The 14107-nt window shown below is 50.7% G+C and carries 11 protein-coding genes; 5 read left to right on the forward strand and 6 right to left on the reverse strand.

The genetic code is table 11. The features are described from left to right. Positions 1–8 precede the first annotated feature (8 nt). The 3 genes from EHSB41UT_RS09930 to EHSB41UT_RS09940 all read right to left on the reverse strand — a co-directional run bounded on the left by EHSB41UT_RS09930 (position 9) and on the right by EHSB41UT_RS09940 (position 6143). Positions 9–1088, reverse strand: a complete 1080-nt coding sequence (locus EHSB41UT_RS09930; protein WP_242667274.1) for a Fic family protein — start codon at positions 1086–1088, stop codon at positions 9–11. A 152-nt stretch (positions 1089–1240) separates the two neighbouring features. Further along, a complete protein-coding gene (locus tag EHSB41UT_RS09935) occupies positions 1241–4645 on the reverse strand; it encodes a DEAD/DEAH box helicase family protein (protein WP_207626614.1) in 3405 nt (1134 codons plus the stop codon). Positions 4646–4721: 76 nt separating this feature from the next. Further along, the gene (locus EHSB41UT_RS09940; RefSeq protein WP_087109306.1) at positions 4722–6143 is read right to left on the reverse strand and encodes a tyrosine-type recombinase/integrase; all 1422 of its coding nucleotides are present in this window, start codon (positions 6141–6143) and stop codon (positions 4722–4724) included. Between the two features lie 380 nt (positions 6144–6523). Here EHSB41UT_RS09940 and EHSB41UT_RS09945 point away from each other — a divergent pair, with 380 nt between their 5' ends. Beyond that, entirely contained in the window at positions 6524–6937 is a 414-nt protein-coding gene (locus EHSB41UT_RS09945; protein ID WP_087109308.1) for a NirD/YgiW/YdeI family stress tolerance protein, read from the forward strand. 242 nt (positions 6938–7179) lie between these two features. Beyond that, a complete protein-coding gene (locus tag EHSB41UT_RS09950; protein ID WP_133060462.1) occupies positions 7180–9807 on the forward strand; it encodes a hypothetical protein in 2628 nt (875 codons plus the stop codon). A gap of 65 nt (positions 9808–9872) precedes the next feature. Here EHSB41UT_RS09950 and cysQ read toward each other — a convergent pair whose 3' ends face one another. Continuing rightward, positions 9873–10691, reverse strand: coding sequence for a 3'(2'),5'-bisphosphate nucleotidase CysQ (cysQ, locus tag EHSB41UT_RS09955; RefSeq protein WP_087109312.1), 819 nt, complete (start codon positions 10689–10691; stop codon positions 9873–9875). A 46-nt stretch (positions 10692–10737) separates the two neighbouring features. Then, complete coding sequence (gene nudE / locus EHSB41UT_RS09960; protein ID WP_087109314.1) at positions 10738–11316, reverse strand: ADP compounds hydrolase NudE; 579 nt, start codon at positions 11314–11316, stop codon at positions 10738–10740. Positions 11317–11485: 169 nt separating this feature from the next. Between nudE and yrfG the strand changes: the two genes are divergently transcribed. The 3 genes from yrfG (at position 11486) to EHSB41UT_RS09975 (ending at position 13094) form a co-directional block, all read left to right on the forward strand. After that, positions 11486–12142 carry a GMP/IMP nucleotidase gene (yrfG, locus tag EHSB41UT_RS09965; RefSeq protein ID WP_087109316.1) on the forward strand — a complete coding sequence of 219 codons (657 nt, stop codon included), beginning with the start codon at positions 11486–11488 and terminating at the stop codon, positions 12140–12142. 19 nt (positions 12143–12161) lie between these two features. Next, the gene (gene hslR, locus EHSB41UT_RS09970) at positions 12162–12584 is read left to right on the forward strand and encodes a ribosome-associated heat shock protein Hsp15 (protein WP_087109318.1); all 423 of its coding nucleotides are present in this window, start codon (positions 12162–12164) and stop codon (positions 12582–12584) included. Positions 12585–12653: 69 nt separating this feature from the next. After that, entirely contained in the window at positions 12654–13094 is a 441-nt protein-coding gene (locus EHSB41UT_RS09975) for a potassium channel family protein (protein ID WP_087109320.1), read from the forward strand. Here EHSB41UT_RS09975 and EHSB41UT_RS09980 read toward each other — a convergent pair. Further along, complete coding sequence (locus EHSB41UT_RS09980) at positions 13079–14074, reverse strand: alpha/beta fold hydrolase (RefSeq protein ID WP_087109322.1); 996 nt, start codon at positions 14072–14074, stop codon at positions 13079–13081. The genes EHSB41UT_RS09975 and EHSB41UT_RS09980 overlap by 16 nt on opposite strands. Positions 14075–14107 lie beyond the last annotated feature (33 nt).

The raw sequence follows: 14107 nt of genomic DNA on the forward strand, positions 1-14107 counted from the left end.
AATAGAAATTAACGGCCCAGTGCCAGGAACAGGTTCACCAGCGGGTCATTGATGTAGTAATTGGTGCGGCCCATCTTCTGCTTGCGTAAAAAACCTTTGTCGCAGAGTTGGTCCAGGTACTTGGTTGCGGTTAAACGGCTGACACCCAGATCCCGTTCCAGATACTCAATTTTGGTGTACGGGTGGCAGAACATATTGTTAAGCAGATCCTGACTGTAGATTTTTGGCAGCTCTTCACGAATGCGGTGCTTGGCTGCCTGCATCTGGTTATGGATCGCTTCGATCAGGGTGATCGTGCCTTTCGCTGTCTCTTCTATGGCACTTAACATATACAGCAGCCAGCCTTCCCAATCGTTCTGGTCTCTCACAGCCTGCAGCCGCTCGTAATACTGCGCCTTGTTACGAATGATAAACCGGCTCAGATAAAGCACTGGCAGGTCCAGCAGTTTCTGGGCAACCAGATAAAGGATGTTGATAATGCGCCCGGTACGGCCATTACCATCATAGAATGGGTGGATGCTCTCAAACTGGAAATGGATAACGGCCATTTTTACCAGCGGGTCATTGTCCGAGAGATCCGGGTCATTGATGTAGGCCACAAGGTTTGTCATCAGCGAGGCGACATCATCCGGATTTTGGGGTGGGGTATAAACCACTTCTCCGGTGAACTGGTTTTTCAGTTCTGTGCCTGGCAGTTTACGAAGGCCTGCCCGGTTCTTCTCCAGCGTTTGCTGAATATCCAGAATATCCTGCAGCCGCAGCAGACCGGTATCCCGCACCTTTTGGAAGCCACAGCCCAGAGCCTGAACATAGCTTTTTACTTCTTTGGCTGCCGGGTTATAAGCACTGGCAGCGGCATCATCCCGGAACAGGTCATCATGGGTGGTGACAATATTCTCAACCTCGGAACTGTCCTTTGCTTCCTGCAGGGCAAGAGTGCTTAGAAGAATCGCCTCGTTGGGGATAGACCGTACTACCCCCTTGAGTTCAGCCAGATGACGGTGGGCTGAAGCCAGCTTCTTGAGAACTGGCCGCGTTTCAAGCTGCTCCTCATGGGATAGAGGGAGATTTTCAGGAATAAAGCTCACCCAGAAGCCCCACATATATAAAAAATGAATTATCTATACACTTTAGTTGAATGTATATAAGAAAAGCCTGTTTTCTATATACATCCGCCCAAAATGCATAAAAACAAAGCCCTTTTATACATATGCCCCGATCTCCTGCCGAGGCGGACAACTTACAGAGCTGCCTCGCCCAACGGTACGTTCAGAGAATCCACAATCTCTTTAATCGCCAGCATCTGCTCCATTTCCGGGAACAGGCCAGACAGGCCTTCGCTATGGATATGGGTAAATGGCTGGGTGAACAGGGCTTTCATCTCAATTGTGCCGAAATCCCGAATATGGTTTTTCAGCATATCCAGAAAACGAATCTGCTGGCTGCTCAGGTTATGGGCAGCGGCAAACTGGGCGAACTTCTCGGCTACGGCACTACGGTCCATCCCTACCAGCGTGCGAAGAATCTGGTCCAGGCTGGCGGTGGCTTCCGGGTAGAAATCCTTGAGTACCCGAATATCCACATTGGGGTTCTGGATCAGTACCAGTTTGGCAAGATCGTCCAGCTCGTTATCGCTGACCGGCTGGCCGTTACGAATTTTCAGCAGTACCGAGTTAGAGGTAAACAGCGGCTCTAGTGCCCCCTGCACCTGCTGACGGTAGATTTTAAAATCCACCGATTTGATATTGGCCTCAACGGCTTTGGTCTCAAATTTTGCAGCGTCTTCCTTTACATCAATAAAGGCCGGGGCGGTGGGTGGCGGCGTAACCGGCTCTTCCATCAGGTACATCAGCCCACGCAGGCGAGTGCGTACATGTTCCAGATCGGCAAAGGTGGCACTGTTCCACCAGTCCTGATCACGGACCTGTTTGATAATTTCGCCCTGCTGTTGAACCTGACCAAGGTGAACCGGCAGACGTTCAACCTTCTCGACCACATTGACCCAAAGCTGGTGCTTTTTATCCGGGTTGCCGAACAGGGCTGTCTGGGCCGCGATCATATCCATATCAAAGCGCATGGCTTTTCCCTGCCCGCGCACATCCACCCACTGCATCAGCGGGCCAATCTCATCCACAAGCTGCTGCTGGATTTGGGGCGCGAACTGCTCCAGCACTCTTTGATCGGACAGGCGTTCACGCACCTGCCACTTTTCTTTTACGGCGATGGAGTCTTTATCCAGCGCTTGTATCTGCTGGGCGATCTCGCCGGTGACGGTTTTCAGCTCATCCAGCTTGAACTCTTTCTGGGCGGCTTTGCCCAGCTCCACCCAGGCCTCCAGTCGTTTCTGGGCCAGCGGCTTGCTGACCGAGACTTTGCCTTCTTCCTGGTTCATGGAGTGAAACTCGAAGTTGCCCCAGTGATCGAAGATAACAAAGCGTTGTTTATCTTCTCCCGGACCAAAAAGGTTCGGGCACAGGCGGGTACCACGACCGATCATCTGCCAGAACTTCACCGGAGAACGCACCGGCTTGGCAAAGACCAGATTCACAATGGAAGGAACGTCGATACCGGTATCCAGCATATCCACCGAGATAGCGATAGTGATCTCATCCTTGGCGGGTGTGGCAGAGATGTTCTTGGCATCGCCTTTAAAATCACCGATCAGAGACTGAGCCCGTGGATCGTGGGAGCCAATCACCATACAGAACTGACCGCCATACTGGGGGTACATTTCCCGGAACACTTCTTCCAGCAGTTTGGCGTGCTTCAGATTGCGAGCGAAGACAATGCTCTTGCCGGGGAGCTGTTCATCTTTATCCCGGATACCGTTCTCCATCAGGTTACGCATAATGGCGCGGTTGGTATCCCGGTTGTAGATGGCCTTGTCGATGACGCCGGCCTCAAAGTCCATGGTGTTCGGGTCGTAACCCTGCTCTTCCAGCTCGGCAATCTGCTCGGCGGTAAGGTTATCTTTCTTGATGCCTTCCCGCAGAAACTGGGTGGTGTGGGAGATCACCTCAAACGGCGTCAGGTGATTATCGGCAATAGCCGCTTCCAGCGAGTATTCCGCTGTTGGAACCTTCTCGCTATGACCAAACAGGGAGAAGGTGCTGCGGCAAACCATCTCGACCGGTGTGGCAGTCAGACCAACCTGCAGGGCATCAAAGTATTTGAACAGATCACCGTAGACGTTATAGATGGAGCGATGGGATTCGTCGGCAATAATCAGATCGAAGTAGCCGACATCAAACTTGTCCATCACACCTATCATGCCCGGATAGGTGGCAATAATGATGCGAGCCTTCTGCAGCTCTTCCTTCTTACTGACGCCGAGCTGGCAGATAGGTTCTGACAGAAATTCATTAAACGCCTGGCTGGCCTGATTGCGCAGTTCCTTACGGTCACAGAGGAACAGTACCCGCTTGGCCCAGCGCGCCTGCAGCAGTCGTTTCGTCAGGGAGATAGCAACACGGGTTTTCCCGGTTCCCGTTGCCTGTACGACCAGCGCCTTACGGTGCTTGTCCATAAAGCGCTCGCTGACACGGGTGATACTCTCCAACTGATAAAGACGGTTGGTAATGCCGGTATCAATCGGCACTTCATTGTTCAGTGGTTTGCGGGTACCACGCTGCTGGATCAGGTAGTGCAGGCTATCCGGGCTGTAGAATCCAAACAGCATGCGTGGTGGGTAATTGCTGGCCGGATGGTCGTCCCAGATATGGATCTCGTGGCCATTGGTGTAAAAGATAACCGGACGCTGGCCGTGTTTTTTCTCCAGCCAGTTGGCGTAAAGCTGCGCCTGTTTGCGGCCATTATTGGCATCAACATTGGTGCGCTTGGCTTCGATAACAGCCATGGGTTTGCCGTTATCATCCCACAGGACATAGTCCGCATAACCGACACCACTCTGGGTTGGCTGCTCAAAGACTTCTTCTTCCTGAGTCACCTGTATAGTGGGTTGCAGATTGTCTCCAACATCCCAGCCTGCGACTCTTAGTTGAGAATCGATCAGGCGGCGGCGAGTTTCGGCTTCATCCAGGCCCAGCAGATTGGCAACGTGTTCATTACGCTGCAGCGTTTGCTGCATACGTTTATTCAGATCTTCTGCTTTCTCTTTCTGCTGCTGCAGTTCCCGCAGAATGCTGATTTCCCGCTTCTCGGCTTCTTCCAGCTCGGCACGGGCTTTATCAAGCTGTTCCTGTTTTTTCTGCAGTTCGGCTTGGCTGAGAGCTGCCTTCTCGACCTGTGGTGGCTTAGGCTCCTGATATTTGCCAAGGGATTCCGGCGTGCCGTTGCCGTAGCTGAGGTAAACCCAGCCACCGACATAAAAGGCCTCTTTCATCAGCCACAGGGCATCATTAGGTTTGATTTTTTCGCCGTGGGCTGCGCGGTTGCCATGAATGCGCAGCGCGTCCATTTTCAGGACAACACTCTTGGGGAATGCTGATTGGAAAACATCCGCGTGGAGCAGATCATAGATGCTGGAGCGATAGCCTTCGGGCAGACGTTCCTGACGGTAGAGCCAGCGTACTGTCAGTTCAAGAAAGTTCCGCAGCTTAACCAGACAGCTTTCAGGATCAGTATGGAGATATTCTTCTGCCTTAGCCCCCAGGTTAGCCAGTTCCGGCCATCTGGTTCGTAACATCTCGAAATTGACTGACTTCTGGGACTCCATCGTGCATCAACATCCTGTTTATGGCCGGTAATAACGAACCATTATTCTACTTATGTCGTGTGGCTGGCAAGGTGTCCGCGAGAGAGTAAGCATGATTGAGATATTGGTAGGACCAGTCTACGTTTAAGTCCTGCATGATTCGCATCTTGTTTTTAATAACCCTGCTGAGCACTTTCTCATAGAGCCGGATAGCGAATCTCTTGGTTGGCAGATGATGGTGCCTGTCATAGTGTTTAACCACCACACCTGTATGGCCATGGGACTGAAGCAGGTTGCTGTCTTCCGGCCTAACGCCGGCATCTGTAAGGAGGTAATTGGCAGTACGACGAATATCGCGGGCGGTAAACTTTTCCGGTTCGGTGATGCCTGCCTGCCGGGCTTCTTCACAGCGGTGTTCATGCCAGCGGTCGAAGACGTTTTTCAGGCTATCGAGACGTACGGGACGCCCCTTCTCGGTATAGAAGGGTCCATCAAGATCACCATTGTGAGCCTGAACATAGCGAATGATCCGAATCGCTCTGGCCGTTAGTGGAATCACATGCTTTCGTATACCGCCTGTGCCCTTTTTCTCGACCAGTGTGAGGGTACGACGCATAAAGTCATAATCACTCCAGCGCGCATGAATAAGCCGTTTGGGGCGTTGGCCGCCGGTTGCAATCATAAGACGGGCCAGTGATGCCAGTATTGGCCCAACTTTGTTTATACCTTCTATATAGAGATAAAAATCGCGTAGTTCGTCGTAGGCCAGAATACGATCGTCGGCACCTTCTGCTGTTGAATCCTTTTTGACAAGAGAGACCGGATTACCTGCCAAGTGAAAGCGTTTCTCGCCCCGTCTAGCTGGATCATAGTCTGCTGCAGCTCCAACCTGGAAAGCTGCATGCAGAGACGCCCGACAACGGTTACTTTGGACTCGTGCATTACGCTGATGAATAGGGGCCAAAATATCGACTATGTCATCCGGTGTAATTTCACGCGCCTTCTTTCTTAACAAGCTTGGATGCGCTTTATAAACATCCTTATTAAAGGTTTGCTCAACTTTGGCAACGGATTCTTTTCCATCTTTTTTTAACTGGGAAATGTAGTTCTGGAGCAGGTCATCAAAAGTGCCGTGTCTGGATTCAGCTTCGCGCTGCCTGATCTCGGCATCGTGGGCCACCTTGGCTTTCTGGCTCTCGAGTGCCAGGTGTTCTTTGAGGTCTCGGGGTTCTATTTCACGCCGGGTACGAGCCAGCTCAAAGGCTTTGTCTCTGCATTCCTGTAGCGAGACTCCATGGCTGCGCTGCTTTTCTTTATATGTACCGAGCAAAATGAGTATTGGCTTTTTTCCTCGCCAGTAACGGAAATAACACTGCACCTTACCTCGCTCACGCCAGAACAGCAGGGCACCACTTCCCCGGCCCAGTGATTCCGTCAGCTTCTTATTTTCCCCAAGATTGACAACTACCTGATGGCTCAGTTTTGTCATTATTTTTCGGCTCTGATTTTTATATGGTTTTGGTCGTTTACCGCTGAGATAACACTCTAGGTATGAAACAAGAATAGACGGGAATGCTAGAAACAGAAAACATAGATTTGGGACGCTACAACCATTGCCACCATTGGCCTGTAGCGTTTATTTGGTACAATCTGGGAACGCTTGGGAATGTGATTTTTGGCCTCTTGTAATCAGTAGGTCCCGAGTTCGACTCTTGGTGCCGGCACCATATTCTAAAGCCCGAACAGCTCTGCTGATTCGGGCTTTTTCATGCCTGAAATTTATCCCGCCTACTTATAACTCCGCAAACTCCTGCACCATAGTCTATTTTATCTAAGCTTTGGAAATAGCAAGCTAGAAACAAAACATCTATGGCAAGGTTTCCTGTTCGCTCGAAGAATTTTCTTACAGCTCTGATTTCAGCAGCGGCTCTTTCGCTGTTTCCACAATATGGGGCCACACAACCTGCCGGGCAGCACACTCAGCAGGAACAAGTCCGCTACCCGGAAAATGATGAACCAACCCGGCTGACAATCAGGGAAGCCTTAAGGGCCGAACGCCATAACTATATGATTGAACTGTCAGGTGTTGTGCTTCGCCAGACCGGCCCGCACAGCGCCATCATTCATGATGGTACAGCCGCTATTGAGGTCGAACTTCCGCCAGCACAGGTTCCCAGCCATGGACTCAAGGCAAACTCCCATGTTCGGGTTCGAGGAGAGATAAATCACGAAGGGCACAGAGCCCATGAAGTCGAAGTCACAGAGGCCTTCTGGAGTTTCTGAACCCTGTTTTTAGGCACAACTCTAAACTACCACCTAATATTACCTCCCACTTCGCCCCCCTCCGACCAGTTAACTCCGGTGGTTCTGTTATGAGTCCCACGTACTCCTCTAGAATTTTTGTCGCCCTATTTGTTTTCACTTTTATTTTGACTGCTCCTTTTTCCTGGGCAGCCAAAAGAACGTCCAAACTTGAACTGAAGTCTGCCCCCACGGATAAGACACCGGCAGAAACCTATGATGTTGTGTTTGACGATACGAACCCGACCGAAAATCTATTCATCAGTACCGGCGAGGAAGACGACCCTTACGCTATTCATATAACGACCGATCCAGATACAGATGCTCTTCATGTTCATCTCAGAGAATATTCCCCCAGGGCCAGCCTGAACACACTGAAGAAAAGTACGCCGAAAGCTTCTCTGACGTTTGCGATAACCGAGAGCGAAGACGATCAAGCCAGACAAGTTTCAATGCAGCTTTACGATGTCACCACATCAGGTAAAAGCACGCCTCTTGAGACTATGGTTCATTTAACGACTCCTGTCGAAAAAGATCATCGCTTGGTTCATGTTCGCAATAAGAAGACAAGTGCTCTGGTTCCCAATGTACAAAGCCTGAGAAAAGCGCTGGATCTATTAAATGGCAGCTCTTCAGAGGAGATTGAGAAGCTGACCTCAGACGAGGATTTTCAAACCGCTGTAGACGAAGCCTTTGTTTCTGTCCCCTCAGGTAGCCCCTTTGCCATTCTGCCAGAAGGATATCAGGCATCATCCAAGGATAAATCCAGCCGTAAAAAACTGCCGGCACTGGTTTATCCAACCTATGACGCTTCACAGACTGTCACTTCTGATAACAGAGCAAAGACGGTAGCTGCTGCGCCTCCAAAAGCAGAGAAAGGCGGCTCGGTACTGGTAAATACGACGACTTACAAAGAAGCGGGTAAGGACGCTGATGAGCACGCGTTTCACTTCTTCCACAATAAAAACAGCCCTGATTTGGGCTATGTCTCTAACCGGTTCACTCTTACCGCTTACCCATCCAAGCAGTTTGTGCTCCAGATTCGTTCACCTTCGCCGGAGCAAAGAGTTTTAAGTCTGCATACCATCAATCCTGGGAGAAACGTATGGGAAACCATTCGTAAGGGAGGAGATCCTGAGGATCATGAGGATATTTCCAGCTTCCCAGGTGAAGCCTCCTCTCCCGAGCAAAAGCTGGCATCACCTCTACATCTGCAGATAAAGCGTGATGGTTCAATGGCTCTCTATGATGATGACAACGAGAGTATTGCCACCAAGAAGGGTAAACGTCTGGAGCTGCCTGATACCAGTCAGCCATCGGATATTTTGGCCGGTATTGATACCCTTTCTGCAATCAACACCATGGTTCAACTCAAGTTGGATCACCTGACCAACGAGAAGACAGTACTTCTCTCTACCCAGACTGCAAATCTCTCTGCCACGACGGCAGAAAATCTCTTTAAAGATTCAGCAACTATTCATGACGCTGCCGAGTTTATTCAGCCTTATGAGATGCCATTTACCATTGGCTTCAAGGGAATTCTGGGTACTGACAACATAAATACCAAAGCACTGGTTACCTCAGGCCGTGCTGAAAACGGCTTCTACATTGGCCCCATCAAACTGAAAAACAATTTGGGTGTTTCGGATCAGTACATTTCATACATTCAACCACTTGGCAATGATGGCTATGCCTTTTCCTTGCTGCCCTATGAAGACAGTTTGTCTGACAGTGCCGCAAACTATGAGCAGGATCTCGTCTCACCGATTGTCAGCGCTCATGTATCTCGCTTTGAAAACAGTATTTCTCTGATAGTGCACAATAACGCCGGACAGGTTGTACACAGAGGGAACAAGGATCTCGATACCAAATGGGTTCCTGCAGAACATCGTGTCGTCCTTTACCCTCAACGCGGAAAGCAGAATTATCTCCCGGGCATCGGGACTTTACTGAATATCCTGCCGCAGTTCCTGACTGCGAATAGCCAGACACCGGTCACTATTGATGACCGTCATATGCAAGCGCTGCTTGAACCTGTGAAGCGTTCAGGTACCAGTGATGGTTACCTTTACTCCGGAGCCTATCGAAGCAGCGTGCCACGTAATTTGAAATACGTGCCTCATATACAGGAAGGTTTTGTTAAGCGTCAGGCCAACTGGGTAGCCAGAAAAGCAGGGCGCGCTGCTTATAAACCTGTTGATTACACAAGAAAGCATCCCTACAAAGTAGCCGGTGGTCTGGTTCTTCTGACCATTGCCGGGATAACTGGTTACTACTATTGGGATACACTAACAGGGACTTATGTGCTGGTTCAGGACTATGCCTCTGAAAGTGCAGCGTTTGCATCCAGACAGTTTAATCGTCTGTCCTTTGGTGCAGTCACCACAACTCCTACGACAGAAATAGTACCTCCATCTTCTGGACTGCCTTCTTCTGGTTTACCTTCCTCAGGTCTGCCATCAACAACTTCTGACTTACCTTCTTCAGGTCTACCATCAACTTCTGCATCCCCTGTTTCTGGGCTGCCATCATCTACAACTTCTGCATCCCCTCTCTCTGGGCTGCCATCATCCACAACTTCCGCATCCCCTCTCTCTGGGCTGCCATCATCCACAACTTCCGCATCCCCTCTTTCCGGGCTGACTTCATCCACAACTTCCGCATCCCCTCTTTCTGGGCTGCCTTCATCCACAACTTCCGCATCCCCTCTTTCCGGGCTGCCTTCATCGTCTTCGGTGACATCCGCTTCAGTGTCGTCATCTGCTGTGCAATCAAGCGGTTCTGCGTCACTCAGCGCAAGTCCCCTGTCAGCATCACCTCTGGTTACACCTCTCAACAGCATGAAACCCTAACGGGAGCGATTGCTGCCCATAAAAAAGGCTGGTTCAAAACCAGCCTTTTTTACTTTCCAACCCCTTCAGGTCAGTAGAGATTCCCACTCGGCATTCGGATCGCCCACCACATAAAAGTCCGGGTTAATCAGAGATTCCTTCTGGTTATAGGTAAGAGGCAACATCTGACCGTTCAGCACCTTGCCACCTGCACCTTCCACAATGGCTTGTCCGGCCGCAGTATCCCACTCACAGGTTGGGCCCCTGCGCGGATAAATATCCAGCGAGCCTTCGGCAACAAGACAGGTTTTCAGCGAGCTGCCTGCAACCGTCAGATGAACTTCTGAGAAGCGTTGTTCAAAACGTTCGATAAGATCAACCAGCTGATCTCTGCCATGGTTGCGGGTTACGGCCACGTTCAAAAGGCCTTCCGGTGCGCAGGGGCGAGTATTGATAACAACCGGCTCTTCCCCCACCTTTTGCCGCCATGATCCATGCAGAACCTTACCGCCATAGTAAAAAGCCTTGGCCACTGGGGCATAGATCACCCCCAGAATCGGCTGATTTTTATCCATCAGAGCGATATTGATGGTGAACTCATCCGTGCGGGCAATAAATTCCCGGGTGCCATCCAGTGGGTCCACTAGCCAGTACTGCGTCCAGGTTTCTCGCTCGGAGAGCGGAGGCAGTGTGCCTTCTTCTGAGAGCACGGGAATATCAAGCAGTGCTACAAGCCCCGCCTGAATAATAGCGTGCGCTTTATGATCAGCCTCTGTGACAGGTGAGTCATCTGATTTTTGTATAACCCCAAAGTCATCCTGAGAATACACAGTCAGGATGGCATCCCCCGCTGTGCGACAGAGATCTTTAAGACTGTCTACAAGAGTGCTGTAATCTGTCGTCATTCAGAGTCCCCCCTGATACCTGTTGCTTACTCTGGACACTATTTAATCAGCAATCTTGGCGATGCTGTCTTTTTTTACGGGCTGCCAGGATATCGCGCACCATATACAGTGCAGCCATTGCCCGGGCCTCGGAGAAATCTGGTCGGCCTATCAGTGTAGGCAAATCATCGAAAGAGAAAATATGAACACCCAATGGCTCAGGCTCATCTCCTTCCAGCCGTTCTTCGTACAGATCTTCTGCCAGAACAACCTGCATCTTATGCGTCATATAGTTTGGTGACAGGGTAAATTCGGCAATATGCTGCAGTTTACGGCCACCATAACCGGCTTCTTCTTTGAGCTCCCGGTTAGCGCCTTCCAGCAGCTCTTCACCCGCTTCAACCAGCCCCTTCGGGAGTGATAGCTGATAGTCTTCCGTGCCGGAGGCGTACTCTTCAATCATAACGAAACGATGGTCATCCAGCATAGGCACAACCATAACCGCCTGATGCCCGCCACCAAAACCGGCCAGGCGCTCGTATGTTCTTTCTACGCCATTGGAGAAACGTATTTTCTGCTGCTCTACCCGGAATAATGCGCTGCGGGCAACTTCCGTAGTTTCAAGAATTTCTGGCAGCTTTTTCATAATTTATTGGTTTCATCGCGTCTGTAACTGGAATTCATTATACGCCTCCAGCAATTTTCCGACATTGACTCTGGCACTCCTGTCCGGAAAAAGCATGCCCAAGGTCTGTTTAAGCATCTGAACATTTCGGTATGATCAGAACATCAATCTCTTTTCCCGGCGGAACACTATGCTTCCATGGTCTGATATCGATACCGTTATTTTTGATATGGACGGTACCCTGCTCGATCTGCATTTTGATTCTTACTTCTGGAAGCAGCTGGTGCCTGAGCGTTATGGCGCCAAGGTTGGCATTTCACCGGAACAGGCCTGGGAGGCTTTCCGCCCTAAGCTGGAGAAAGTCGCCGGCACTCTGGAATGGTACTGCTTTGATTACTGGGCCAAAGAGCTTGATCTCGACATCATGGCCATGAAGAGAGATATTACCCATAAGATTCGTTTTCGCCCGGCTGCTGAAGAGTTGCTGAAATCGCTTCGTGCCTCATCGAAGGATGTTGTTCTCGCGACCAACTCCAACCGTGATGGCCTGGAACTCAAGATGGAGTTCATTCCTTTCGCCCAATATTTTGATGCCCTCTACAGCGCCCATGATTTTGGCCTCCCCAAGGAAGAGCAGGCGTTCTGGCACAAGCTGGCCAGCGTGCACCCCTTCGACCCTGAGCGTACGCTGTTCGTCGATGACAACCTTGATGTGCTGCGTTCAGCCCAGACTTACGGTATAAAACATCTGCTTGCCATCGCTCAGCCAGACCTGAGCCGCCCGGTTATTGAGACCGGGGAATTTGCAGCGGCTGATGACTTCAACAAACTTCTCCCTGTGGAATAAATAAGTAATCCAGTACGGCATGAGTAAACGTAACGCCTCCGATTCTGACAACCAGAAAGTTCGTCTCGATAAATGGCTGTGGGCCGCCCGCTTTTATAAAACCCGCTCCCTTTGCAGAGATGCGATTGAAGGGGGAAAGGTGCACGTTAACGGTCAGCGTGCCAAACCCAGTAAAGATGCCCGGGTAGGGGATATTCTGGTGCTCCGACAGGGCTTTGATGAGAAGACCGTGGTTATCGAAGAGTTATCGGATGATCGCCGCGGCGCAGTCGAAGCACAGAAGCTTTACCGGGAAACCGAAGAGAGCCTGCAGAAACGTGAGCAGGAAGCTGCCCGCAGAAAAGCCTTCCGTGGTTCCAACCCTATGCTGGAACGTCGCCCGGATAAGAAGGAACGTCGGGATATCCATAAGCTGCGCCAGATGGATTACGATAACGACTGATACCCTTACGGATGAACGGAGTTCTACAATGGATGAGACTCCGCTCTAAGATTATCAAGGACTGATACTGTGCTTCTTCAAGCCATTATTTTTGGCGCATTTATGCTTGTGCTGTGCGTACTTATCCATTCAGGAGGTACGGCAGCGCTGGTTCGCTATTTCCGCTATGAATCCCGCTTCGCCAAACGCATTTTTGGTGATTTCACCGGTATTCTGGCTTTGAGTTGTATCGCAGTCTTCCTGTTATGCCTGCATATCCTTCAGGTTTTATTGTGGGCAGGTGTGTACTGGGGACTGATTAATAGTCCTGCTATTACATCCTTTGCTGATGCGTTCTATTTTTCCATTATCACCTACACAACTGTGGGTTATGGTGACATCGTGATCGCCGGGGAAGGGCGGCTGCTCAGCGGCATAGAGTCCATGATTGGTATTCTGATGTTTGGATGGAGCACTGCAATTCTGTTTATGGCCGTACAAAAGATCTGGTTTGATCAATCGTCTTCCTGATCATTACTCCCCTCAGGCGCTGGATAGAGATACGCCTGAATAAAATCATCCAATAGCTCGGCACTCTGCCGGGCATCCTCCAGCATGGGGCCATGACCGATTCCGGGCAGACGATGAACCGGGATATCTGCCCGATAACTTTCGATTACATCGGCTCCGGCAACATCCATGACCGCATCACGCTCGCCCCATATCACCTGGGTCGGCATGGTGATATCACTAAACAGGCCGGTGCTGTTGATCTTGCCACTTTGGAGATCCTCACGGGTTTCCAGCATCCCCTGTATAGCCCGATCGGTATACTCCTGATTACGCAGATATTCCCAGGCCAGCAACCGATAACCAAACCACACCATCCACGGCCAGGGTTGTTTCTCAACACCCATATTCATCACCCGGGAGAAGTCCGTCACATCTTTTGCCAGCAACTGGTTCTCGCCTGTCGTTACCAGTTCATGCATGAAAGGTGAGAGCTTCTTGATATCCGCAGGCACTTGCTCAATGCCCGCCGGTGCTATGGCCGTCAATGTCTGCACCTGTTCCGGTAATCCAGCAGCGTACCAGCCGGCAATAGAGGCCCCAACGGAATGGGCTGCAATATGGACTGACCCAAGATGAAGGCCAGAGCTGAATGCCTCAAGCCACTGGGTCATGCCCTCAAGCCGGTAATTGCGCTCCAGATCACGACAGCTCTGACCATGGCCTGGAAGGTCGGGAATAATCAGGCGGTAGTTACGCAGGTAGGGCGCCATCAACAGCCAGACCTCTTTACTGACACCAACACCATGAAGCATCAACAGAGTTGGGCCTTCCCCGCGTTCCAGATACCGGGTCAGACAGCCATCAGCCATAACCTCCCGGCTGTTAAAGCCATACATCCAGGCACCAAGATCCTGCCCCCGATCATAAATAGTGTGGGGAAGCTCGTTCAGAGCCGGCAAAAGGTAGGCCCATATCAGGAAGGCTGTAGCCGTAATCATCTGGCGCCCATTTATAGCTTGGAATTATTGGGC

Source organism: Parendozoicomonas haliclonae (assembly GCF_900174585.1).
GTDB lineage: Bacteria > Pseudomonadota > Gammaproteobacteria > Pseudomonadales > Endozoicomonadaceae > Sansalvadorimonas > Sansalvadorimonas haliclonae.

Excerpts from the sequence above, each read along its gene's own strand:
- EHSB41UT_RS09945 (WP_087109308.1), top strand. The coding sequence starts at position 6,524 with ATGGCAAGGTTTCCTGTTCGCTCGAAGAATTTTCTTACAGCTCTGATT.
- yrfG (WP_087109316.1), top strand. The coding sequence starts at position 11,486 with ATGCTTCCATGGTCTGATATCGATACCGTTATTTTTGATATGGACGGT.
- EHSB41UT_RS09940 (WP_087109306.1), bottom strand. The coding sequence starts at position 6,143 with ATGACAAAACTGAGCCATCAGGTAGTTGTCAATCTTGGGGAAAATAAG.
- cysQ (WP_087109312.1), bottom strand. The coding sequence starts at position 10,691 with ATGACGACAGATTACAGCACTCTTGTAGACAGTCTTAAAGATCTCTGT.
- EHSB41UT_RS09935 (WP_207626614.1), bottom strand. The coding sequence starts at position 4,645 with ATGTTACGAACCAGATGGCCGGAACTGGCTAACCTGGGGGCTAAGGCA.
- nudE (WP_087109314.1), bottom strand. The coding sequence starts at position 11,316 with ATGAAAAAGCTGCCAGAAATTCTTGAAACTACGGAAGTTGCCCGCAGC.
- hslR (WP_087109318.1), top strand. The coding sequence starts at position 12,162 with ATGAGTAAACGTAACGCCTCCGATTCTGACAACCAGAAAGTTCGTCTC.
- EHSB41UT_RS09980 (WP_087109322.1), bottom strand. The coding sequence starts at position 14,074 with ATGATTACGGCTACAGCCTTCCTGATATGGGCCTACCTTTTGCCGGCT.